This is a genomic window from Yersinia enterocolitica, from assembly GCA_002082245.2.
GTDB classification, from domain to species: domain Bacteria; phylum Pseudomonadota; class Gammaproteobacteria; order Enterobacterales; family Enterobacteriaceae; genus Yersinia; species Yersinia enterocolitica_E.
The window spans coordinates 2,367,712-2,392,640 of the sequence record NBTC02000002.1; the positions used below are offsets into that span (position 1 = coordinate 2,367,712).

A 24,929-nucleotide genomic window follows, 5' to 3' on the forward strand; every position below is an offset into this window, starting at 1 on the left:
CATCACATTAGATAACCCTAAATATCTGCTCCAGCAATAAATACGATATGCTATTGAGTCAAAAATGATTATCTGAGCCGCCGCCATGTACCCGGAAAAAAGCTATATCACCCGTAATAAGCTGCTTAATGGTTATCAGCTATCCAAACTCTATACCTTTGAAATTGCCGCGCGGCACAGCTCATTTGCGCTGACGGCTGATGAGTTATCCATCAGCCCCAGTGCCGTTAGCCACCGGATCAATAGTTTGGAAGAGGAGTTGGGGTTCAAACTGTTCCAGCGTTTTCATCGTAAAGTGGAACTCACCAGCGAGGGGAACGCGTCTTTTGGGTACTTAAATCGTCGCTGGAGTACCTGAATCAGGAAATTTTGGAGATAAAAAATCAGGAGTTGTCCGGTACATTAACCGTCTATTCCCGGCCATCCATCGCCCAATGTTGGCTGGTACCAAAATTGGCGGACTTTGCCCATCGCTATCCGGCCATTAGCCTGAATATTCTGACCGGCAATGAGAATGTTAACTTTCAGGGCGGCGGCATTGATTTAGCGATTTATTTCGATGATAAAACGCCGGAGAAACTGTCATATCAGCACCTGATGGATGAATCGATGGTCCCCGTATGCAGCCCGGAATATGCGGAAAAACATCAGTTACACGGCAATCTGATCAATCTGCGGCAGTGCACCTTACTGCACGATCGGCAAGCCTGGAGCTATGATTCCGATCGCAGTGAGTGGAATAGCTGGAGTCAGCAAATCGGTTTTGATCTTGATCCCACCCAGCGCAGCATGGGGTTTGATCGCTCCGATTTGGCGATTATCGCAGCCATAAATCATGTTGGGGTGGCGATGGGCCGTAAAAAGCTGGTCAATAAACGGTTGGAAAACCAAGAGTTGATTATGCCGTTCCCCGACATGGAAGTCAGATGTGAACAACGCTATTACATTTCAACATTATCCGACCGGCAATGGCCGAAGATTAACGCCTTTATTCAGTGGCTTAAGAAGATGGCTGATGAGTCCTGAGGCGCAGGCGCTCCCTCGCAGAAGCGCCTGACGCGATTACGACATCTCGGCAGCTTTTTGCGCCAAATCACGGCTATAGTGGCGGCTGGCATCTACCAGCATATGGGTATAAGCGGTTTTTTCGCAATCAGTGGTCAAATCCTCAGTGTTCAGTGTTTCCAGAATCCGGCCATGTTGCATCACCGCAACCCGATGGCAAAGGTGAGCAATGACCCCCAGATCATGAGTCACCATCAGATAGGTTAGTTTCTCCCGCTGTTGCAACTCAGCCAGCAGATTTAGGATCTCTGCCTGCACCGACACATCCAGAGCCGAGGTCGGTTCATCCAGCAGCAATACCCGCGGCTCAAGAATCAATGCCCGCGCAATGGCGACGCGCTGGCGCTGCCCACCCGAGAGCTGATGGGGATAGCGCTGGCGAAACTGCCGGTTGAGGCCCACTTTATCTAAAATAGTGTCGATCCGTTGGTCGCGATCACCAATGCCATGGATAATCAGTGGCTCAGACAAAATGTATTCGATGGTATGACGCGGGTGCAGCGAACCATAGGGATCCTGAAACACCATCTGAACATGGCGGCAGCGCTCACGCTCAATCCGGTGTGCCAAGGGGATCTGATTCAAGGTTAGCTGACCGCTCCAATGGTTAAACAGCCCCGCCAGGCATTTCAGCACTGTGGTTTTACCCGAACCGGACTCCCCAACCAAGCCAAAAATCTCACCGTTATTCACCGTCAGATTAACATCAAACAACACCTGATTCTGCTGGCTGCCTTCGCCAAAAATAAGGTTAAGGTTATTGATTTCAATCATCGCATTTGCAGACATAACAGGCTCCTTAACCATTCATCCAGGCCGGATCACGCACCATAACCGGCAAGCGATCACGGCGGTTACCGATATCCGGTAATGCATTTAGCAAACCACGGGTATAGGGGTGTTGCGCCTGATCAAGGTCACAGGCCGCGATCGACTCCACGACCCTACCGGCATACATCACCAGCACCCGATCGCAGAAACTGCGCACCAGATTGATATCATGACTAATAAAGATCAGCCCCAAGCCACGCTCTTGCACCAAATCATCCAGCATCGCCAATACCTGCAAACGCACCGAGACATCCAGTGCCGAGGTTGGCTCATCGGCGATCACCATTTCCGGCCCGGTTATCAGCATCATCGCTATCATGATGCGCTGCCCCTGCCCGCCGGATACCTCGTGTGGATAGAGGTGATACACCCTTTGTGGCTGACGGATACGCACCACATCAAACATCGCCAATACGCGCTCGCGCGCTTCCTGTCGCGAGACTTTATGGTGCGCCAGATAGGCCTCTGCCACCTGATCACCCACGCACACCACCGGATTGAGCGAGTATTTTGGATCCTGCATAATCATCGACATACGCTTACCGCGCACTTCACGCATATGGGCTTCACTGGCCTTCAGCAAATCCACTTCGGCAAAGCGCAACCTATTGGCGTGGATCTGTGCACTGGCCGGATGCAGCTTGAGCAGCGCCCGCCCAACCGTAGATTTACCCGAGCCGGACTCACCGACAATCGCCAGTTTCTCCTTACCAAGGGAAAACGAAACACCACGCACCGCGTCGGTCACCTGTTTGCCATTGACGAAGCTAACCCGCAGGTCATCCACTTCCAGCAAAGGCACTGATTTATTCTGTTCTGGGGTCAAGAATGTCACGTAGGCCATCTCCTAGGAAGTTGAATGCCAGGCTGTTCAGCAGAATCGCCAGACCAGGAATTGTCACCAGCCACCAACACTCCATCATGTAACGGCGGCCACTGGAGATCATCGCTCCCCACTCAGGGTCCGGTGGCTGAGCCCCCAAACCAAGGAAGCCCAGACCAGCAGCAGTCAGAATGATACCGGCCATATTCATGGTGATACGGATGATTACCGACGGCAGGCACAGCGGCACAATGTGACGCAGCAAGATCCGCAGTGGCGACGCGCCCTGCAATTTCACCGCAGAAACAAAGTCCGCATTACGCAAAGAGAGGGTTTCCGCCCTTGCCAGACGGGCAATCGGCGGCCATGCCGTCAGGGTAATAGCAATAACCACATGCTCCAGACCGGGGCCTAATGCCGCGACAAAAGCCAGCGCCAACACCAGGCTCGGGAATGAGATAAAAATATCGGTAATACGCATCAGGATACTGTCGACTTTACCGCCGAAGTAACCCGCTACCACCCCCAATAACAGGCCGATTGGTCCCACAGTCACTGACACCAGCGCCACGATATACAGCGTGGTACGGGCACCATAAATCAACCGGCTGTACTGATCACGGCCAAACTCATCGGTGCCAAACCAATGTTGGCTACCGGGTGCCTGTAGTGAGTTATTGAGATCTTGCGCCAATGGATCATGGGTCGCCAGCCATGGAGCCAAGAATGCCACCACTAACAGCAAACCGATGATAGCGACACCAATAGCCGTCAGCGGGTTACCCATTAACAAACGGAAGAAATTAACTACCCGCCGTAGCCCGCGCTTCCATCCCTGAGGTTTCATCTCAGGGCGCGCTACGACATTATCGGGTTCGGAGGAAAGCATCATTGATTCGTCCTCGGGTCGAAGATCTGATACAGCATGTCAGACAGTAAATTCAGTGAAACAAAGATCAGCCCCACCAGTAATACACAGCCCATCACCGCATTCATGTCACCCAATAACAGACTGCCCGTCAGATAAGAGCCAAAACCGGGCCATGAAAAGACGGTTTCGATCAAGACTGCGCCTTCCAGTAATGAGCCGTAGGCCAGTGCCACCACGGTCAGCAATTGCACCAGAATATTGCGGAATGCATGGCCCCACAGCACCTGAAACTCCGACAATCCTTTCACTTTGGCGGTAATAATGTATTCCTGTGACAACTGCGCCAGCATAAAACTGCGGGTCATACGGCTGATATAGGCCAGCGAGTGGAAACCGAGAATGGTAGCGGGCAGCACCAGATGGTTTACCGCGCTGCGAAACACCTCCCACTCCCCTGCCAGCGCCGAATCAATCAACAATAAGCCAGTGCGGCGATCAACTAAACCGTCGTAGGCCATATCTACCCGACCTGCCCCCCCCACCCAGTTTAGCCAGGCGTAGAACACCAACAGGCCCATCATGCCCACCCAGAAAATCGGAGTTGAGTAACCCGCCAGACTAATAAACCGCACCACATAGTCGGCAAACTTGCCGCGACGTGCTGCCGCCATGACCCCCAACGGGATACCGAGACCAGCCCCGACCAGAATCGCCATGGTTGCCAGCTCAATGGTGGCTGGGAAGACCCGGATAATGTCATCCACTACCGGACGGCCGGTGAGTAAGGCATTGCCCAGATCACCGTGGATCAGTGAGTTAAAATAGATAAAGAACTGTGACCATAGCGGCTTATCCAGCCCCAGTTGCAGGTAGACCTGCTGATAGGTACTTTGATCCGCATCCTGACCTACAATCGCCAGTACCGGATCAATCGGCATCACCCGACCAATAATAAAAGTAAGAATCAATAAACCGAATAAGGTTACGGCCACCTGCAAAAAGCGCTTCGATAAACGCCGCACGATCCCGTGCGGAGCCATCCAATCTGAAACATTCATGCTATCTCCCCCAACATGCAGCGGTTTAACGCTGCTTATACACCTGTAACAGGCGGGTTGTGGTCGACGGATGTGGTACATAATCCATCACGTCTTTACGCACGACGACCGAATCAACCATTTGGGAAATCGGCAAAATGGCTGGGAATAGCGCGTCATAACGCTGCTGAACTTCAATGTACATCTGCTTCTGTTTAGCCGGATCTTTCTCGATTAACGCGTTGTCGATCAGCGAGTTGAGTTGTTGATCATAGAATGAAGTGCGCCAACCCTGGAAGTTGGTCAGTTTGGCGGCATCGCTGTTATCGGGGTTATAAGCAATGGAACGCAGGCTGGAGTGCGGGTGCGGATCGACACCACCACCACCACGACCCACCAGCATATCGAACTGACGATCACGCATTGCGCCATACACCTGATTACCGGTGCCCGTCAGAATTTTGGCCTGAATCCCTGCCTGTGCCAGTGTCGATTGAACCGAGGTGGCGACATTAATAAACGGCGGATCAGACAATACCCGCAGGGTGGTGGTGAAACCGTCGGGATAGCCGGCTTCCGCTAACAATGCTTTAGCTTTAGCCACATCCAACTTGTAGCCGGGATCCGGTAGCGTGACATCCATACCCTTCTGGATTGGCCGCTGATGGAAGATGCCATAACCTGGCATAATCGTTTTATTAATACCATCATAATCAACAAGATAGCGCACAGCTTCTCGTACTTTAGGGTTAGCGAAATGCGGCTCTTTCAGGCTCATCGCGACATAATAAATAGTGCCACGCTGGACCTCATCAACCTGGATTTGCGGGTTACTTTTCAGCGCATTGATATCCGGTACCGACATCCCACTGGCGATATCGATATCGCCTTTTTCAATCATTAAGCGCAGCGCCTGCGACTCAGTCATGTGGCGGAATATCACCCGCTTCATTTTGGCGTCACCTTGCCAGTAATTATCTACCCGGCTGATACGTAACACATCTTTTGCCTGCCAAACATCCAGTTTGAATGGGCCAGAACCCGCTTCATTGGTGGTTAGCCAGCCATTACCCCAGTCACCGTTTTTCTCATGCTGCATGACGGTGGCGCGATCAAGAATCGACCCACTGCCTAAGGTACCTAATGAATAAATTACCAGCTTGGGATCGGTGGGTTTCGGTAACTCAATTTCTACCGTCAGTGGATCTTTGGCGCGGATCAATTGCTCCACGTTATCGGCGGTAAAACCGTAGGATTTCCAGGTGGTGGCCTGTGCCAGATTCAGATGCATCAAGCGGTTCATCGACCAGGCAAAATCTGCCGCCGTCACGGGATTGCCGGAGTGAAACTTCATACCCTCACGCAACGTAAAGGTGATCAACTTGCCGTCGTCACTGATTTTCCACTCGGTGGCAGCACCGGGCAGCACCTTACTGGGAGTGTGTGGATCCAGTTCCACCAAAGAGTCGTACAGGTTAACAATGATAGCGACAGCATCATTGCCGGTCATGGCTGCCGGATCGAGCGACAGCAGGTTATTCATATTCATGCCAACAATCAGTTGGTCATCAGGTGTTTTAGCGACACTGACGCCGGTCGACGTCAGGGTGATCAGTAGGGTAAAGAGGAGTGTTCTTACTATTATTATCGCGTTCATGGACCATCTCCGGTAAGAAAAGGCTAGATCTGAATGCTTGTTTTTATAGGTCGATACAATAGAGTTATCCCCAAAGTGATTGGAGTCGCAGGTAGGCAGTTCGCACCGCCGCGGCTTCAAGCACTAAGGGTATTGGCGGCGATATAATCGAAATTAATATCTTCGCCCAAGCCTGCTCTCGTTGGCAGAGAGACATAGCCATCACTGTCCATCGGGTCAATGATGCTGTTGAGATAAGCGGCAGGCTCGTCATAATCCAGGAATGGATGCAACAACCCACGCTCATACCAACGGCAGTTACGGATTGCACCGACTACCGCCAGATTCGGCGCACCATTGCCGTGGATTTCACAATCCATGCCGAACGATTCCGCCAGATAAGCCACTTTCAGACAAGGTGTGATACCGCCCACGCCTTGGACGCCAGCGCGTAAAATATCGCAGGCACCGGCCTTCACCCAATCAGCGCGGCTAAAGTATTTACCGGCCAGACTTTCAGGTCCGATAATGTCAATTTGTAGGTTTTCCCGCAGCCAGCAGTAAGAGGCCATGCTCTGCTCTTCCATCGGCTCTTCGAACCAACTGAAATTAAGTTTTTGCAGTTCGCGACCAATATAGAGGGCGTCACTGCGGCTGTACCAATGGTAGCCATCCAGCATCAAAGCAATATCCGGGCCGACGGCTTCACGCACCGCCGCACAAGCACGAACATCCATCTGCGGACTTGGCGCAAAAGAGACTGGCGGCATCCAGGTATGCAGCTTAATACCCTTATAGCCACGGGCGACCAGTTGCTCGGCAAAGCGCGCATACTCATCCGGGGTCGACAATCCATCAGCTAACTCATCACCACACATGGTGCTACCGTAAGCCAATACTTTGTCGCGATATCCGCCCAGTAATTTATAGACTGGCTGGCCCAGTTTGCGCCCCAACAAATCCCAAATAGCTTGCTCGGCAATGGCCAGCGCCCGGTCGGTTAACTGATTGGCACTGCCGCGCTGCCAATGCACCAGATCATTCCATAACCGTTCGCGGTCAAACGGGTTTTGCCCAATCAGAACTTTTTTAAAGAAGCTATTGACGATGTGCGGGCGAATCACTTCCGGTGGTGCAAATGCATAACCGCAATCACCTTCGTCAGTGGTCAGCGTCAGCATGGCCATTTTGGCTAAGGACTCTGCGCCTGGATGCGAGTGCCCTGCGGTATCAGAAACACGCCGAGTCGGATAAGAAAAAACGGTTACATCTACTGATATTATTTTCACCTGATTACCTGCCTTTATAATTCATTGAGTCTCTGGTCAGTTAACGCAGTAAACCCCTATTTTTTATGATGATTTAGCTCACTTAAAATAATAAAACATCGGATCTATTTAAATGGAATGTCATTTCACCTTATCAGTATTGAAGATAACCTTGCATTAGTCATTAGGAGATTGGCTGCAAAATTGGCAATAAAGGCGTGTTTTTTTAGGCAACTGCACAAATTATTGTGAGCAGCATCACGATGACGGGTCGGAAAAGGCCGATAGGGGGATATATTCCGCGTCAATAACGAGTATTACCCCCGCAATACCCGTTGGTATGTTGAGGGGCTATTATCCATTTTGTAACGGATATCTTCGCCATGAATAGCCAATAACCCAAACTAAATTGAATTCGCCGATAGTGATAAGAATAATCTTGTAAGTTACTGGTAAAAAATGAGTTTATGATAAAAGTTATTGCTTAAAAATAAGGCCTCAGGCTATGCTCATCCCACTTATAACAAAATGTAACAGAGCGTTATACCCAAAGAAGTTGTAGTTGCAGGTGAGCGGTAGGTGAAGGGAGAATCGGTTATGAACTGATTTGAACAGTATGTATGCCATGCCCGTAGGGTGAATCTCAAAAAGGCTCATTAATCCAGTTCAACTTACGTCAGTAAGCCATTCGGGTGAGTGAACGTCGCTAATACACCTATAACTACAAGTAAAGGGGTATACAGGGGAAGTTAGCATGGATCGTCGTACACTGTTAAAATCATCCGGTCTATTACTGGGCGGATTAACACTGGGTAACTTTATTTCAACGGCTCAGGCCAAAAGTTCTAAGATAAACGCACAACCGCGGATCCCTACTGAACAGCAGCCACTGCTGTTGAATTTTAATGAAAACTCGTTAGGAATGTCACCAAAAGCGCATCAGGCTATTATCGCCGCGTTGCCGACTGCATTTCGCTACCCCGATGCTGCCCGCGAACAATTGATTGCTAATATCGCCACAGAATACCAACTCAAAACCGAGAATATCTCGCTGGGGAATGGCTCATCAGAGACGATTCAGGCCGTCATTCAAGCGGTTATCCGCCAAGCTGAACTTGCGAATACACCAATCCAGCTCGTGGTGCCGGACCCTACATTTAACTACGCCGAACTCTATGCCAAGCCTTTTGACATTCCCATTGAGAAAGTCGTTCTGACCAAAGAAATGGCATTTGACCTGCCTGTAATGCAGCAGAAAGTCGCCAGCTTCAAAGGGCGTTCAATCGTCTATCTGTGTAATCCGAATAACCCTACCGCGACCATTACCCCGGCAAACCTTATTGAAGCCTGGATTAAAAATGCCTCACCGGAAACCTTGTTTATCATCGACGAGGCTTATGCCGAGTTTGTCAGCGATCCTGCATTTCGCAGTGCTATCGGGCTGGTTCAAGCCGGCCACAAAAATCTGTTGGTCACCCGGACATTCTCCAAAATTTACGCGCTAGCGGGCCTTCGGGTAGGTTATGGTATCGCGCATCCAGAACTGATAGCCGCGGTGGAAAACTTTGTTTCGCTGGATAACACCAATACCGCCGGCGCAGCGGCGGCTTTAGCCTCGTTGCAAGACAAAGCCTTTGTACAATACAGCCGCCAGTCAGCCGATCAGGCGCGTCGAATTGTTACTCAGACCCTGGACGAACTGAAATTATCCTATGTTCCGTCGCAGGCAAACTTTGTTTTTCATCAGGTGAACGGGGATGTGAAAACCTATCAAAACCGCATGAAACAATATCACGTGTTTGTCGGGCGTGAATTTCCCCCCGCTGTGGGTTGGAACCGCCTCACGTTAGGGACGCCGGAAGAGATGATGGCCTTTGTCTCGGTGCTAAAAATGTTCCGCACCCAGGGTTGGGTGTAACCGCCGTTATCCTGTGTCGACCTACGATATAAAGGGGGGCTGGCCCCCCGATTACCCAACAAACACGTTGATAACAACACCGCGAAAAGTGGGATTTTGCCCGCCATCCATACGAAATTCAAGATGGGGTCAGGCCAAGTGTATTTGAACAGGCTACCTGAATTAGGCGGTCAATCCGCCGTCCAATACCAGTGTTTGCCCGGTCATATAGCGGCTGTCATTGCCTATCATAAAAGCACTGACACGGGCGACTTCTTGCGCATCACCTAAACGCCGTAGTGGTATCTGTTTACGTAAGCCTTTTAAGGCATCGGCAGGCATCGCGCGCGTCATATCGCTGTCGATTATCCCCGGCAGCAGGCAATTAACCCGAATACCAAAACGCCCCATCTCCAGCGCCAATGAGCGACCAAGGCCAATCATTGCGGCTTTACTGGCACCATATGCGCTCTGCCCGACATTGCCTTTGATAGCGGTTACCGACGACATCAGCAAAACTGCGCCCTCGCCCTGCATGATCATCGGCGGCAATAGGTGCTTATTCCAATAGAAGATAGCGTTCAAATTGGTGTTCATCACATTGCGCCAGTTATCGCCATTTTGCTGAATATGCAGGCCATCACCAGTAATACCCGCATTATGGATTACCGCGCCGGGCGCACCATACTTCTCCAGCAGTTGTGGCGCGAGGTGGTCGACATCCGCTTCATCGCTACCATCACAACGATAGTGGGTTACCCAGCCAGGCAGGCCGGCACAGCTTTCTATCACATCGTGACTCTGTTGCTCACCGCTGCGCCAGGTAAAGACCACATTCCACTCTTTGGCCAGTTCTTCGACCAAAGCACGGCCAATACCACGACTGCCACCGGTAATTAATACCCATTGCCTACTCATAATATTATTTCTTCTGTTCTGCCAACTTCTGGCAAAGCTCGCCTAAAGTCATATCTGGATTTTCCATAAACATTTCCGCATTCAGCGTCGCCCCGAATTCGCGCTTTGCCAGCACCATCAGCTCGACATAATCAAGGCTGTCGAGTTTTAGCTGATGCAGCGGCATATCCGGCGACAATGCCGACATTTCCAGATCTTTGGCGTCAGATAACATTTCACAAACGGTGTCATAGACGTGTTGATACTTTTCCATGGTCTTATCCTTATTTAGTGCGCGGCTAATGGCCACGTTTTTAATGTTACAGCGGTGGTAATTAATGCCCCAGCATCTAAGCGGGCCTGAATAGCGGCGCGCAATACCCAACCATCATCGGCATTACCGACGATAAGTGTTGGCTCGATGCTGTAGCGCAATGCGCCACGGACAAATAAATTTGGGTTATTGACGCCCATAAATTCAGCACTGAAATGCACGTCATGGTGAGTCTGGATGACTGGCACATGCTTAAAGACATCAATCAAGGTGTCAGCCTGAATGCCCGGTAACACCTGTTTTGCGGTGGCTAGTGTTTGTGGGGCGGCGACTAATAACTTAAACAGCAACGCATCGAAAAAACCCCAACATTCAGCAGGTTGCGTGGCATCTCCTGGATACTGTTGGCTTAACTGATGAAGGTTATCCGCCGAGAGGACCGACCAATGCTCGCTTTCTGACAATACCAACGCCGGTGCGCTGCGCAATTTGCTGTTAAAACAGTTTTCGCCGCTGCCAATATCCACCAGATTGCCACTGGCCTGGCTAGCCCCTTGCTCGAGTTGCAGGTAGTAGGGGGTATTGCACAGAACCGGCTGACGTAAACGGGTGTTAAAACGCAGAAAATCCGTTGCAGGCAAGCAGGGTAATAACCCAGCACTGAGCTGATATTTGATATCTAACATCGCACGCATACCATGTACGGTAAGTGCCTGTTGGCCGAACCGTTGTGCATGTTGCAGATCAAAATGGATCGGATTGTAATCGCCGGAAAACGCAGCCCAACGCTGTGCATCACTGAGGGTGTAGTTGAATATCATGCTCAATCCAGCCCGATAACCAAGGCGGCATTGGCGCCCCCAAAACCGAAACTCAGGTTTAGGGTATTGCGCAGTGCTTTAGGTCGATGCCCCTCGCTGATGTAATCAAGGTCGCACTGTGGATCAGCATTTTTCAAATTACAGGTGGCGGGCATTATCTGATGCTCAAGCGCTTGCAGACAGATAATGGATTCAAAACTGCCCGCCGCCGCAATCAGATGGCCGGAATAAGATTTGGTACTGGACAGTGGCGTGGTATAAGCCGCTTCGCCAAAGGCCTGTTTAATGGCCTGAGTCTCATTGAGATCGTTAAGCTGGGTCGAGGTGCCGTGCAAGTTCACATAATCAATCTCATCAGCACTCAAACCGGCCTGTTGCAAGGCGTGACGGATAGTCTTCACCCGCGCCACCCGATCTTCCGCCGGTGCGGTGAAATCAAATGCATCAGAGTAGTTACCGTAACCTTTGATCTCACCGAGGATGGTCGCACCGCGTGCAATCGCACCTTCTCGTTCTTCCAAGCACAGTACCGCCGCACCTTCAGACAGCACAAAGCCGTTGCGATCCAAACTAAACGGGCAACTGGCTTTGGTGATATCGTCTTGCTCGCGCGCCAGTGCACCCAGAATATCGATATTCCATACTGCGGCATCGCTGCGCAATGATTCACCCGCCCCTACCAGCATCATTGACGCCCGACCACTACGGATAATTTCAAATGCATCACCGATGGCAATGGTCCCGGTAGCGCAGGCAGCAATCGGGGAGTTCTGATAGCCGCGTAACCCCCAGTACAGGCTGCACGCCGCAGTGCCCGCATTAGGCATTGAGAGGAAGCAGCCAAAAGGCGTACCCAGCCCGGTTGCCAGATAACCTTCATAGTTATCATGTGTTTCATCCTGCCCCGCCCAACCGCTACCAATGATGGTTCCGCAGTCCAACAAGTCATAATAAGCCTCAGGAGATTGCTCGGCGAAGGCCATCCCCATCGCCTCTTTCGCTGCCGCCAGTACCAAACGGGCATAACGCGGTAGGCGGCGGCGGATAGCCGCAGGCACTGATTTCAGATTCGGCTCAGCCTCAAGCAAACCAAAAAAGCGCGACTTGATACCCTGCTCAGATTTATCGTAATAACGATAACCCAATTGATAGTCCATAATCGCCGCCCAGCTCTGCTGTGCCGTCATGCCCATCGGGGTCACGCTGCCATAGCCGGTTACCACCACGCGGCGCTGTTTATTTGTATTTGTCATGATTTAATTCCTTTACTTTCCCTGCTGTTATCAACACCCCCCCCTAGCGCCAACCACAGTTTCATGGTGGCATTTAGGTAGTTATATTGAAGTTCGAGCAAATTGGTTTCACTGGTCAGCAGGGCATCCTGCGCATCCAGTAAGGTCTGAAATGAGACGGCACCTGCTTGATATTGGCTGTTAGTCAGGATTAGCCGACGTTGGCTGAGTTGCAGGTTTTGCCACTGATTCTGTTTTTGTTGCTGATAGCTCAGCCGTGCCGTCATCGCGTCATCGACATCTTTCAAGGCGCTATAAACCTTGCTGCGAAAATCAACAGCCGCCAATTTCACTTCCAGCTTTGACTGCTCGATGGTGAGCTGCACAGTGTTCCACTGGAGGAAAGGCAGCGCGCTGTTGACACTGAGTGTCCGGCTCGGGTTGCTAAACCATTGTGAAAACACCGCGCTACCGGCATCTAAACTCGCTCCTAGCGAAAGGGTCGGGTAGAAATTCAGCTTGGCAACATCAGATCCGGCCAAGGCTGCACGCAAGCGCCATTCGGCAGCCTGCACATCAGGCCGTTGAGCAATCACCTGTAACGGTAAACTTTCCGCTATCGCAACTTGCTGTTGTAAATCCAATGACTTGCGTTCGGCCTGACGATAATCAGGCGCGCGGTTAAACAGCAGTGCCATGGCATTACGTGCAGCTTCCCGCAGTTGTTCGAGATTTTGATACTGATTTTGTCTATCCAGCAGGGCTTGTTGTGCCTGCAATAGTTCAATTTCACTGGCATCCCCCGCCGCCAGACGCGAGCGCACAATGTTGAGCGTATCTTGCGAAATAGCTAACGCCGCCTGTTGGTAGCCCAACTGCTGGTTAAATTTAGCAATCTGCCAATAGAGATCCGCAGTGGTCCCAATCAGTGACAGTGCAGTTTCTTGTCGATCTTGTTCGGTCGCATTGACCAGCCAGGCGGATTGCTCACGGGCGCGGGCCAGTTTGCCCCACAAATCCAGCTCGTAACTCAGACCAAGCGAGGTGCTATAGCTTTCTCGCGGCTGGGTATTTTCATTCAGCGAACGGGTATTACTGCCCGCACCGGTCATGGTGATATCCGGTGTCAAATTGGTATTGGTCAGCCCTGCCGTCAGGCGCGCCTGCTGTAACTTCAGGCCAGCAGCAGCTAAGTCATTATTACTGACCAACATCCGACTGATGCTGTCAGACAGTTGTGGATCATCGAAATTTTCCCACCAGTGCACACTGTGATGCAGGTAACCCCCGCCAGTATCTTTAACCCGCCACTCCTCGGGAACCGACAGCATGGGGCGCTGATAATCGCTTTTCAGTGATGAACCGCAGCCGGTTAACAGCAGCATGATAAGTCCTACATTAATCAGTCTGCTCATTCTCGTGCCAGTGCCTCGGTTGGGTGCAAACGGGCGGCATTGCGCGCCGGGAAAAAACCAAACCCTAGCCCGATAAGCGCAGAGAAACTGCACGCCAGCACTAACGGCGGCCAGGTAAAAATCATAGTAAATTCTTGGGTAACCCACGAGAAAATCACCCCCGCCAGCGCCGAACCGATAATCCCAATCAAGCCGCCGAGAGTACAGATAACCACCGCTTCAATCAGAAACTGGATCATGATGTCGCTGGGGCGAGCACCAACTGACAAGCGAATACCAATTTCATGGGTCCGTTCAGTCACTGACACCAGCATAATATTCATCACCCCAACCCCACCCACCAGCAACGAAATCGCGGCAATGGAAGTGATTAACAATGTCATCGAATCAGAGGTTTTCTGAATCGCTTTGCTCATCTGGTCATTGCTTAGAATGAAAAAGTCCCGCTGGCCGTGGGCCATATCCAGCAGCGTTTCAACCTCGCGCTGCACCTCATTCAGGTTGTAACCCTCACGTACCCGCACGGTGATTGATTCGAGTGGAATATCACCTGAAATGCGCTCGGTGAGTGAGGTATAAGGCATCCAAGCGGCCAATAACCCGCCAAATGACGAACCATTACGCTTGGCGATCCCGATCACCCGCAGAGGAATACCATCGAGTTGAACAATTTCGCCAATCGGATTTTCCCCAACAGCAAACAGGGTGTCACTGAGTTCAGGTTGCAAGATAACCACCGGCTCACGCGCATTGACGTGGTGCTGGGTAAAACCATCGCCCACAGTAAAACTTAGCCCTTTTACTTGAAAGAAACCGTTACTGACCCCAGAGAGCGAAATCATCACTTGTTTGTCGCCACGCACCGCGGCAACCATCTTGCTCACCACCGGTGACACGCTATCGACATAGGGTTGTTGGCTAAGTAATGCCACATCTGCCTGCGTGAGTGCGCGCTCAAAATCAGGGCGCGGTTTATCCCAGCCCAATCCGGGACGAATATCCAGATTACTGGTACCCAGTTGACTGATTTCACTTAGAATTTCTTGACGCGCACCTTCGCCCACCGCCATGGAAGAGACCACCGATGAGATGCCGATAATGATGCCCAACATCGATAAGAAAGCACGGATACGATGCCCGAGCAGTGAGCGCCAGGCCATTTTGATAGCTTCCCTGACACTCAACCACCAGTGTGGCCGACCCGTTGCCAGTGTGGCGGGTAACGCGGCGTGAACAGCCTCCGTCTCAGACGCCTCATTATGGCGATCAGCAATGATTTCACCGTCGCTTATCTCAATAATGCGCTGGGCCTGATTAGCGATATTACGATCATGGGTCACGATAATAATGGTGTGGCCGGACTGATGCAGGCCATGCAATATTCCCATCAACTCTTGCCCACTGGCTCTGTCGAGCGCACCGGTCGGCTCATCGGCCAAAATAATACCGGCACCATTCATCAGAGCGCGGGCAATACTGACACGCTGCTGTTGCCCGCCCGAGAGCTGTGCTGGTTTGTGTAACAGGTGCTGACCAAGGCCTAAGCGGCGCAATAAATAGGTCGCACGCTCCTGACGCTCAGCAGATGGCATAGCAGTGTAAAGTGCCGGAATGACCACATTCTCCGTTGCCGTCAGATATGGCATCAGGTGGTAGCGCTGAAAAATAAAACCGATGTACTGGCTTCTTAATTGCGCCAGTTGCTCACTGCTGGCCTGCCGGGTAGAGATGTTATGAATCGACATCTCCCCCTGCGTTGGCTTATCAAGGCAACCAATGATATTCATTAGCGTCGATTTACCTGACCCGGAAGCACCGATGATCGCCACCATTTCGCCGCTACCAATAGACAGCGAGATATCTTTAAGGACCGCGACCGATTGGCTACCCGACGCAAAATGGCGATAAATGCCATTAAGTTCGATCAACGGACATGGTGAATCAATGGTATTAGCGCGCATTAGTGACTCCCGAAGGTGCACCCATTAGCACCACCTGATCACCTGGCTGTAAGCCTTCTTTTACTTCGGCATATTGATCATTACGCAGACCGAGCAATACCTCACGAACCACCGTTTGTTTGCCTTGGATGACCTGAACCTGATAGCGTTTATCTGACTGTTGACTCCCCAGCGCTGATAGCGGTACTCGCAACACATTTTTCGCCTGCGCGGTGATAATGAATACCTGCGCCGTCATTGATGTGCGCAATAGTCGCTCACGGTTGGCAATGCTGAATATGCCGTTGTAATAGACGGCAGAAGGTTGCTGACTGTTAGATGTGACGGAACTCTCTTCGCGCAAGCTTTCTGCCGACGCTTCCTGAATAGCATCCATCCGGCTCTCATAGCGGCGCTCGGGGTCAGCGACCACATAGAACCATAGTGGCTGCCCAACGCTGACTTTGAGAATATCGGTTTCTGAAATACGGGTGTGAACCGTCATGGTATCGACATTCGCCAGCACCAAAATTGTCGGCACGGTTTGCGAGGAAACAATGGTTTGCCCCTCTTTGGTGACAATCCCCAGTACTTCGCCGTCAATCGGCGCCATGATGCGGGTAAAACCCAGATTGGCTTTGGCGGTTTCCAGTGACATTTGGCTTTGCACAATTTGCGCTTCGTTAACGTGCAATTGTGCTAACTGGCTGTCGTATTGCGCCTGTGCTTTTTCTAGCGCACTTTTCACACCAGAACCTTCCGTTGCCAAAGTCTGTTGACGGCGAAATTCAAGTAGATATTGGCGTAACAATGCTTGGCTTGCCTGCTTTTGTGCCTGCGCGCTCTGTAATTCAGCTTCCGATTTACGTAACTCGTTTTGCTGCAAGGTCGGGTCTATTTCAGCTAACAATTGGCCACGAGTGACGCGATCGCCCTGTTTAACATAGAGTTTGGTTAGCTGCCCGTTGACCTGCGCGCCGACATTCACCTGCAATGAGGGTTTTAAGCTGCCGGTTGCCATGACGTTTCGTTCGATATCACCGCGACCAATAGTTTCGCTTAATTGCGGTACGTCCTGCTCGCTATTAGATAACCACAGCACTACCCCACCGCCGATAACTAACAGCAGTGTAATAAGCAGGATCAAGAGTAACCGTGGTCTGTTGTTCACTATGTTTATACGCATAATTAACCTGCAACCGGTGTCAGGCGGCTTAATGCCGCAGATTGCGCAAAACGCGCCAACTGACCGTCATTTAAGCGGAAAACACTGTCAAACATGGGTAAGACACTTTCACTGTGTGTCACGGTGATCAGTGTTTTCTGATATTCCCGGCAATGTGCCAATAAGGTCTGCATCACCTGATGGGCGGTATCTTCATCCAGATTGGCAGTAGGTTCATCTAACACCAATACCGGGCAATCGCTGTACATCGCTCTGGCCAGCAATAACCGCTGACGCTGGCCTAAAGAGAGTGCGGCATGGCTTTCACGTACCAAAGCGCTGAGGCCACCGGGCAACTTATCGATAACCGGGGTTAATTGCAGCCCTTGGAGTGAACGTTCAATACGTTGACGTTTTTCAGCATCGACATGCCCATCAAACAAAGTGATGTTTTGTAATACCGAGGCATTAAACAGGATATCTTCCTGGCTTTGCAGGAAGAACAAGGCATGGGCCTGCTGAAAATCTACCGGCTCCCCATCCACCAATACCTGCCCTTGCTGTGGTGGCATCAACCCCGCCATCACTTTCAACAAAGTACTTTTGCCCGCACCAGATTCCCCGATGATCGCCACACTTTGCCCACGCGTCAGTGACAGCGACAAATTGCGCAATACCGGCTGACTGGCGTCATAGGCAAAACGGATATTCTGATAGACCAATTGGCGGGTAAATGCCGGGATCGCCGGTGGGATCGGTGAATCGCTGCTTGAGGGTGTTGCCTCCCCAGCAGGGAACAGATCACGGGCACGGATATCAATGACATGCAGTTGGTTTTTCTGCAAAATCGCATAGAAGATCTTGGTGATATACGAGGTAAAGATCTCACGGACAAAGCTATAGGCAAAGAATTCCCCCAAACTCAGCGTCCCCTGCTTCAACAACGGCAACGCCAGCAGCATAAAGAACACCATTTCCAGGCTGCCGATCAGTTGATACAGACTATTTTTGACCTGATCGTAAATTTTTTTCTTCTGTAACGCACTGAATAATGAAAGTGCCAGACCGGCAAACACCCCTTGGCGTTGACTGGCCAAACCGGCTGATTTAATAGTGGAAAATCCCTGAATGGTTTCCAGAATAAAATCACTTTGCTCAGCACCTTTTACTTGTAACTGTTGGGTGTAATAACGGTCACGGTAGATGGCCCAAATACTGATAAGCCCCATCAGCATCACGCCGACGGCAGAAACCATCGCCAGCACCGGACTCATATAGCACATCACCGCCAGCGCAATAGCACCGATTATCCAGTCGGTACGCAGGCCGTTATCCAGTTCTATTTTTTGCGTAGCCGCCATTTGCCAGTTGGAGAAGCGGCTGAAAATATCACCCGGTGCGCGTTTATCAAAAAAGTTAAGTGAATGACTGAGCAAACGGGAGAAGCCGGCGACACTATTTAGCACCACAAAGTGTTTGATATAACGCTCGGTGATGTATCGCACGCAAAAAGCAAGTGACGTTGAGACCACAAAAGCCAATAGGAAATAGAAATAGGGGAAGTCTTTATCACCTGCAGAAGAAAATACGTCATTAATGGCGCTACTGACCATGGTCGGCATGATAAACAGCGTCAGCGAGATCAAAAATGCCAGCGTCATCAGCCAGTAGATGCCACGAACACTGGCGGTCTCTTTCAAGCTCATGCAGTCCAGTGCGCTCAATCGCGTACTGTGTTCAATTTTCTTCACCGCCTCTGGGTCTGCCGGTGTTTCTGGATCCAACACCAAGGCATAACCGCTAATTTCCGCTTTCAAAGCATCCATTGGCAACAATTGCTGACCGATTGCCGGATTCATCACACAGACATAGTTGCCTTTACGGTAAGCAAGTAACACGTAGTGGTTCGCGCCATAATGCAGAATGGCGGGCAGTGGTAAGGCAGACAGCTCCTGATGTTCAAACACCACCGGGTAAGCGGGTATCGCCAATTCAGATAAAATAGTACAAAGCGTAGCCAATGAGGTGCCATGCGCCGAGGCAGGATAACGCTCCCGTAAGCTTTCCAACGGCGCGTTGATGCCTTGCGTCTGTGCCAGCATCGCAATACAGGCTAAACCGCATTCATTGGTTTCGCTTTGAAAAACCTGGGTCGGGATTATCTTTTCCATTTTCTACTATTCTTTATGAGTGCCATTATTCGTTAATAAAAAATAACGAATGTGAGTGCCATAACAGCCAATCTTGCGGATGTTGCGTCATTGATGTTTCAATCAATTCGGGTAATTTACTTTTCACTTCTCGCGCGCTAAGTGCAGGATAAATATTTATTTTTATTTCTTTGTCGTAGTACAGATAATAAAAAACCACCTGCGCTGAAAGTGCTCTGGCAAGGCGAATAATGCCACTGTGTAAATTGGCTGGGCGGTTGAACAATTGGCAGGGTATTTTTGCCGTTTCAGCCATCTGGTTATTGACGGTGTAATCCGGCGTAATATCTGGGAAAATCATAATATTGCGCTTATGCTCGGCCGCTTCCATGATGGCTTCCATCAAGTTACCGGCGATTGCACGGCTGTCAGCATGGATGGAACAATAGGAAATATTCACCCCGCCCATCTGCCGCGCCTGCTCTTCATACGCCTCGGCACTGGCTGATACCACCACGGTCGCCTGCCCCGGATAAGCATTAGCCCCCACCATGCCAGCGAGCACATCAGAAACCATATGCAGCGGCGCTAAAATAACCGGTGAGCCGGCCTCATGCAGTGCACGAACCTGGCTATCTAACTGCTGAGTACATGCTGCTAACTGAGCTAAAACCCGCCGGTTTTGGCCATAAGTCGCTGCCAGCTCCAATACCTGACGGCGCTGGGCGGTACGCATAAAATTCTGTGCTGATGGACTATTGTCACCATTCAATAAACACTGGCTGTTCGCCGCCGCCACTCGCGCCAGATTCTTCTGTCGCTTTGGCATCAAGCCTAAAGCCCGGCGCAAAGCACCGAGCATCAGTAAGAAACGATAATCACCGTGCCGTAACAGCCAGCAAGCCAGCCTGGCTTGCCCGCGGGCAAGTAACCGCCCACTCAAAGCCAGCTTGTCGAGCTGGTTTCTCCAGGCAAAGTAACCCCATACGGCTAACAGTCTCATTATTTCTCCAGCGCCTTATCGTGCTCGAGTAATGACAAGAGATGATCTGAGAACGCTGGGAATTCCCTGTCCTGCAACGCTATCCATTTTTTACCGACAATAAAGCTCGGGGTGGCGTCTATCTTGTAATGCGCAGTCACTGCCGTCATATACGCGATCAATTCTTTAACTTCAGCTGACTGGCTTACTTGCTGATATTGGGCAACATCAATGCCATTGGCTTTTAGCCAGGTTTCGAGTTGGCTGTTATCACTCAGGTCAATGTTGTCTTCCAGTACCGCTTTGTAGGCACTTTGGCGATGCTGCGGTTCAATACCCATGACGGATAAAGTGGCGAAAATAGGTGCAAAACGCCCCAAGCCGGTGGTTTTATCACTGCTGATATGCAGGCGAACAAAACGCGTCCCTTCTGGCATGCGGTTTTCTAATTGGGTGACATTCTCTTCATTGATGGCGCAGTAATGGCAGCCATAAGAGAAGATCTCAATAATAGTTTTATCGTCTTTGATTGGGCTGTTTTCAACTTCACTGTTGCTGACAGCGAATAGGGTTTCCTGTTCATCCTGATTAAGAACGAAATAGTGGAAATAGGCCGTTGTTATCAATGAAGAAATAAGGATAACTAACAGTGTATAGCCTATAAAAAATCCCTTACTCCTAAACATATTTTTTTCAGTAGACATAGATTCAGTTCTATTCACAATCAGAGTTCAGGTAAGACATAAACAGAATCAAATAACATTTATGCCCACGAAATAATCTTTCTAACATTCAATTAATGCGAAAATTCTTGAATTTAAGCATCGATGACACATTTGAATAAATAAGTCAGGCAAGTACAGAAATCCCTCCCGCACTTGCCTGGGATACTATTAAATATCGATAAAAATTAACAAATACTTAATTAACGGCAGTTAGCAATGTTGCTAGGTGCAGAAGTAGTGCTTAATACTTTACCGTGTTTGTCAGTACAAGTAGTTACTGCCATGCAAGTTGCAGTTGTACCGCTAGTCTGCCACTGGAAAGTATCTTTACAAGTTTGACCAGTACCGCCAACGATTGTATTTGCAACTGCCATGTTCATTTTTTTCATGAGAAAATCCTTAAAAGAAAAATTTATAGCCTATTTATTTAATAGCCCATTGAAGTATGCGTTTCATTTTTAGGTTGTATACCCGTCATACTTCAAGCTGCATGTGTGTTGGCTACGCTCAATAACCCGAATCGCTTACTCATGTAAACTCATCGGGATTATCTCCCTTGCTGCCTTCTTGCAACTCGAATTATTTAGGTTATAGCCTAATACCTAACTAATCTAACGCAACAGCGTTATACTATATTAGTACAACACATTACAACTTAAAGATAACATTTATTTAATTTCAAATAATATATAAATAAATGCCATGGGAGCCCCCTGCCATATATAAACAACAGTAAAACCACCCAACTTATGAATATGAAAATAGCGAATTTAAAACACTATTTCATATTCATAATCATCATGCACTCAAATAATGAATGCATATAATTCTACATTTAGAGATAGGACATAATAACCACTCCACTCCCGCTAAATGTACCTGCGTCAGGCAATGCTGGCGCATGAAGTGTTGATTCGATCTGGAAAGGGGTGTTGCCTATCGCTGCCGTTACCGTCACGCCATTGGATAAGTCTTGCCCTGACACTTTTAAGGTCGAAGTCAGATTGCCATTTTGCCCAAGATTAATATTTTTCCCGCCGACCAGCGTTAATTTCACCGATGTTCTGGCTGTACAGTTGATAATGAGCGGTTCACTTTTTATCGCACCATCGACATTTTGCTGATTAAGCGAGCCGTGGTTGATATAGACATCATTGGTAACCTCACAGGTTTCTGGCGTTGGAGGAACCGCACCACAATAAGAGCCTGGGATCTGATTACCGGTAAAGTTTAAATCACCAACCCCTTGCCAATAGAGAATGCCAAAACAGGTGTTTGATGAACTCAAAACCGGGGTCGTGGTGCTCCAACTTCCAGAAGCGCCATTGCGACTGACAAACGCATCTCGCATGGTCTGCGCCGTTGCTCCTTGAGAAACAATGACTCGCGTTGATGCCCCACTCGGGTTAACACACCGCTCAGCTTCAAGAGTGGAGTAGTGACATATCGCCACAGAACAAGATGAGGAGGTACAAAGTACGTTGCTCAACTCCTCCGTCGGCCAGGAGAATGTTCCGGTATATTGACCGCCGGTTCGTGTTTGCGTCGAAACCCAGGCACTGGCCTGACTATAAAGCGGAAATAAAAACAGTACGCAAGCAATTAGCCAGCAATATTTATGACTTAGTCGCATATTAGGCTTTGTCATTCGTTTAAGTTCCATTGTCTCTATCCGCATATCGGCATTTAAGCTGTTGATAATGATTTTCAGCGTTAACATATTCGTATTGAAATAAGATTAGAGGGGAGATCCCATTAATAATATTGCAGATTAAATGTTGCGACCGCATTGAACTCACCGCGCTTAATAGTACGTTGAGATATCGCCTCGGGTTCACCCCGAACATAAGCTTTCAAGGTAATAACGTTATTTCCTGTATCAAGTGCAATATCGTCACTCGACTGATTCAGATACAGAGGTGTCCCCGCCATTGTTTCAAGACCAATGGCGATTCCAACATCACTGCCATCAACCGCCAATAACCCAGGTAAATTAACACTATCATTACCAGTAAATACAATATTGGCTGTCGTACCTAAGCTGATATCGCAATCGACCAGATGTAGTTGAAACTGTTTACCTGATGTACGCTGATTCGAATACAGATATTTATCGACGATAGTGCCAAAATTCAAACTAATAGCTTCATCACCGGGACGAATAGTGCAAGGCTCTGCGACCAAGGCACCATGAAAACGCATATTGTCAGCGGCCGATACCGGTATCATCCAAAATAAATTCAGAATTAGAATACTTAAAATAGCTCGCCCACGGCGCATCAGCAGATTTAAATTAGTCATCATTTGATCCTATTGATAATCCACTAATAAAGTAGCGGTAGCCTCAAAACTTCCTTCACTTAATGTTGCCCCAGCAGCTTTAACAGGTACGGCCTTAAGTACCGGTGGGTTATTTTTGTCATAAGCAACACGGGTATTAAGTGCAAAAGGAACACCGTTTTTCAGTAAACGAATACCCAGATCCTGAACATCGGTTTGTATCGCTGCGGAGTCAAATGTAGTAACCGATGCACTGACAATCGTTAGACCTAATTCCAAACTGCTACTGGTTGTTTCGCAGGTCATGCTGTAAGGCACATCCCGGGTATAATTAATACCATCGATCTTGTTCACGCCCAGATTTTCCCCGAAAGGCACATCTATCGTATTTCCCCCATTAATCACACAAGGGGCGGGGTTAATTAATGTCCCCGTGAACAATACGTCATCCGCATACACCAGCGTGCTACTCAGTGTCAGTACCACCGCAATGGAACAACGCGATATCAGTGATCCGTTTTTCATTACTGATACTCCACAACCATGGTCGCTGTACCGTAAAAATCTCCCGCGCTCAACGTTGCACCGGGTTGTTTGACCGGTACGGCCTTCAGCACCGGGATAGTCGGATAGGAAAAGGTGAAAGCACTATTCAGTGACAATGCTTGATCATTACGTAGCAATTTGATCCCCAGCGCCGAATTATTCGTGCTCAAGACACTGGAATCAAAACCAGCACCATTTCCTTTAATTGTCATTTTCAGCGCATTGGATACAGCCCCAGTACAATTCAATGTATAGGTCACCGGCTGCATATACTGAGTGCCATCAACCCGCGAAGTCAGAACATCATTGCCAAAACCGACAAGGATAGTGCCGGTATTGTTAATCACGCAGGGCGGAGGATTAATTAATGTGCCGGAGAACAGCATGTTGTCCGCATAGGCCAACGTACTGCCGAGAGTCAGTACCACCGCAATGGAACAGCGTGAAATCAGTGAATTAATTTTCATTACTGGTACTCCACAACCAGGGTCGCTGAGCCGGAAAAATAGCCCGTGCTCAACGTTGCATTTGTTTGTTTAACCGGTACCGCCTGCAATACAGGAACATTCGGATAGGTAAAGTTGGATGCCGTATTCAGTGGGAATGACTGCCCATTACGTATCAACTTGATCCCCAGACCTGAATTACTCGTTTTCAAGACACTGGTATCAAAATTTGCCCCATTACCATTAATGCTTAATTTCAGTGCATTAGAGGCGGCCGAAGTACAGTTCAACGTATAATTCACCGGCTGCATGTAGTTGCTACCATCAATATTTGATGTCAGGACGGTATCGCCAAAATTAACGTTGATAGTATTGTTACCGTTAATCTCGCAAGGCGGTGCGGCAAAAATAGTGACTGAGACATTGACTGTCGCAGACTTATTTAATGCCCATGCTGAGCTACTTAACAACATAGTCATCACTGCGGCCGCTGTCCCTACGATGGCTGTCATCCCAAAGATGGACGTCATGGCCCGCCGGGTAACTATTCCCTTACAAACAACAGTCATCCCATATTCCTTATTCATCGTTCAGCCTGACACCCGCCCAGTATTCTTCTTATGCAGCG

General features: G+C 49.5%; 23 protein-coding genes and 1 pseudogene. 2 read left to right on the forward strand and 22 right to left on the reverse strand.

The genetic code is table 11. The features are described from left to right. Window positions 1-85: 85 nt before the first annotated feature. Window positions 86-1,026, forward strand: a pseudogene (locus tag A6J66_012330) (DNA-binding transcriptional regulator DsdC). Window positions 1,027-1,062: 36 nt separating this feature from the next. Here the strand turns inward: A6J66_012330 and A6J66_012335 are convergent. From A6J66_012335 to A6J66_012360, 6 genes are all read right to left on the reverse strand, one after another. After that, a complete protein-coding gene (locus tag A6J66_012335; protein ID PNM26992.1) occupies window positions 1,063-1,839 on the reverse strand; it encodes an ABC transporter ATP-binding protein in 777 nt (258 codons plus the stop codon). A gap of 25 nt (window positions 1,840-1,864) precedes the next feature. Further along, entirely contained in the window at window positions 1,865-2,740 is an 876-nt protein-coding gene (locus A6J66_012340; protein PNM24901.1) for an ABC transporter ATP-binding protein, read from the reverse strand. Continuing rightward, on the reverse strand, window positions 2,703-3,611 hold the full coding sequence (locus A6J66_012345; GenBank protein ID PNM24902.1) for an ABC transporter permease: 909 nt from the start codon (window positions 3,609-3,611) through the stop codon (window positions 2,703-2,705). The genes A6J66_012340 and A6J66_012345 overlap by 38 nt, the downstream gene beginning before the upstream one ends. Continuing rightward, a complete protein-coding gene (locus A6J66_012350) occupies window positions 3,608-4,648 on the reverse strand; it encodes an ABC transporter permease (protein ID PNM24903.1) in 1,041 nt (346 codons plus the stop codon). Before A6J66_012350 ends, A6J66_012345 begins: the two co-directional genes overlap by 4 nt. Before the next feature lie 25 nt (window positions 4,649-4,673). Further along, on the reverse strand, window positions 4,674-6,284 hold the full coding sequence (locus tag A6J66_012355) for an ABC transporter substrate-binding protein (GenBank protein ID PNM24904.1): 1,611 nt from the start codon (window positions 6,282-6,284) through the stop codon (window positions 4,674-4,676). A 116-nt stretch (window positions 6,285-6,400) separates the two neighbouring features. Continuing rightward, the gene (locus tag A6J66_012360; GenBank protein ID PNM24905.1) at window positions 6,401-7,552 is read right to left on the reverse strand and encodes an enolase; all 1,152 of its coding nucleotides are present in this window, start codon (window positions 7,550-7,552) and stop codon (window positions 6,401-6,403) included. Between the two features lie 733 nt (window positions 7,553-8,285). Here A6J66_012360 and A6J66_012365 point away from each other — a divergent pair. Then, entirely contained in the window at window positions 8,286-9,449 is a 1,164-nt protein-coding gene (locus A6J66_012365; GenBank protein ID PNM24906.1) for a histidinol-phosphate aminotransferase family protein, read from the forward strand. Between the two features lie 162 nt (window positions 9,450-9,611). Here A6J66_012365 and A6J66_012370 read toward each other — a convergent pair whose 3' ends face one another. The 16 genes from A6J66_012370 to A6J66_012445 form a co-directional block, all read right to left on the reverse strand. Further along, complete coding sequence (locus A6J66_012370; protein ID PNM24907.1) at window positions 9,612-10,346, reverse strand: SDR family NAD(P)-dependent oxidoreductase; 735 nt, start codon at window positions 10,344-10,346, stop codon at window positions 9,612-9,614. A gap of 4 nt (window positions 10,347-10,350) precedes the next feature. Next, complete coding sequence (locus A6J66_012375; GenBank protein ID PNM24908.1) at window positions 10,351-10,599, reverse strand: acyl carrier protein; 249 nt, start codon at window positions 10,597-10,599, stop codon at window positions 10,351-10,353. Between the two features lie 14 nt (window positions 10,600-10,613). Beyond that, window positions 10,614-11,426, reverse strand: a complete 813-nt coding sequence (locus A6J66_012380; GenBank protein PNM24909.1) for a hypothetical protein — start codon at window positions 11,424-11,426, stop codon at window positions 10,614-10,616. Continuing rightward, window positions 11,423-12,673: a beta-ketoacyl-[acyl-carrier-protein] synthase family protein gene (locus tag A6J66_012385; GenBank protein ID PNM24910.1), complete on the reverse strand. Its 1,251-nt coding sequence runs from the start codon at window positions 12,671-12,673 to the stop codon at window positions 11,423-11,425. Before A6J66_012385 ends, A6J66_012380 begins: the two co-directional genes overlap by 4 nt. Further along, window positions 12,670-14,067, reverse strand: coding sequence for an RND transporter (locus A6J66_012390; protein PNM24911.1), 1,398 nt, complete (start codon window positions 14,065-14,067; stop codon window positions 12,670-12,672). Before A6J66_012390 ends, A6J66_012385 begins: the two co-directional genes overlap by 4 nt. After that, on the reverse strand, window positions 14,064-16,028 hold the full coding sequence (locus A6J66_012395; protein PNM24912.1) for a macrolide ABC transporter permease/ATP-binding protein MacB: 1,965 nt from the start codon (window positions 16,026-16,028) through the stop codon (window positions 14,064-14,066). Before A6J66_012395 ends, A6J66_012390 begins: the two co-directional genes overlap by 4 nt. Continuing rightward, window positions 16,018-17,193 (reverse strand): efflux RND transporter periplasmic adaptor subunit, encoded by a 1,176-nt coding sequence (locus A6J66_012400; GenBank protein ID PNM24913.1) that lies wholly within the window; start codon window positions 17,191-17,193, stop codon window positions 16,018-16,020. Before A6J66_012400 ends, A6J66_012395 begins: the two co-directional genes overlap by 11 nt. Before the next feature lie 2 nt (window positions 17,194-17,195). Beyond that, window positions 17,196-19,343 (reverse strand): ABC transporter ATP-binding protein, encoded by a 2,148-nt coding sequence (locus A6J66_012405; GenBank protein PNM24914.1) that lies wholly within the window; start codon window positions 19,341-19,343, stop codon window positions 17,196-17,198. 25 nt (window positions 19,344-19,368) lie between these two features. After that, complete coding sequence (locus tag A6J66_012410) at window positions 19,369-20,325, reverse strand: ABC transporter (protein PNM24915.1); 957 nt, start codon at window positions 20,323-20,325, stop codon at window positions 19,369-19,371. Next, window positions 20,325-20,990 carry a thiol:disulfide interchange protein gene (locus A6J66_012415; protein PNM26993.1) on the reverse strand — a complete coding sequence of 222 codons (666 nt, stop codon included), beginning with the start codon at window positions 20,988-20,990 and terminating at the stop codon, window positions 20,325-20,327. Before A6J66_012415 ends, A6J66_012410 begins: the two co-directional genes overlap by 1 nt. 239 nt (window positions 20,991-21,229) lie before the next feature. Then, on the reverse strand, window positions 21,230-21,418 hold the full coding sequence (locus A6J66_012420) for a DUF4762 domain-containing protein (GenBank protein PNM24916.1): 189 nt from the start codon (window positions 21,416-21,418) through the stop codon (window positions 21,230-21,232). A 446-nt stretch (window positions 21,419-21,864) separates the two neighbouring features. Beyond that, window positions 21,865-22,692, reverse strand: coding sequence for an exotoxin (locus A6J66_012425; protein ID PNM26994.1), 828 nt, complete (start codon window positions 22,690-22,692; stop codon window positions 21,865-21,867). A 92-nt stretch (window positions 22,693-22,784) separates the two neighbouring features. Next, the gene (locus tag A6J66_012430) at window positions 22,785-23,330 is read right to left on the reverse strand and encodes a type 1 fimbrial protein (protein PNM24917.1); all 546 of its coding nucleotides are present in this window, start codon (window positions 23,328-23,330) and stop codon (window positions 22,785-22,787) included. 9 nt (window positions 23,331-23,339) lie between these two features. Continuing rightward, window positions 23,340-23,834 carry a pilus assembly protein gene (locus A6J66_012435; protein ID PNM24918.1) on the reverse strand — a complete coding sequence of 165 codons (495 nt, stop codon included), beginning with the start codon at window positions 23,832-23,834 and terminating at the stop codon, window positions 23,340-23,342. Continuing rightward, the gene (locus tag A6J66_012440; protein PNM24919.1) at window positions 23,834-24,322 is read right to left on the reverse strand and encodes an exotoxin; all 489 of its coding nucleotides are present in this window, start codon (window positions 24,320-24,322) and stop codon (window positions 23,834-23,836) included. Before A6J66_012440 ends, A6J66_012435 begins: the two co-directional genes overlap by 1 nt. After that, entirely contained in the window at window positions 24,322-24,888 is a 567-nt protein-coding gene (locus tag A6J66_012445; GenBank protein PNM24920.1) for an exotoxin, read from the reverse strand. Before A6J66_012445 ends, A6J66_012440 begins: the two co-directional genes overlap by 1 nt. Window positions 24,889-24,929: the final 41 nt, after the last annotated feature.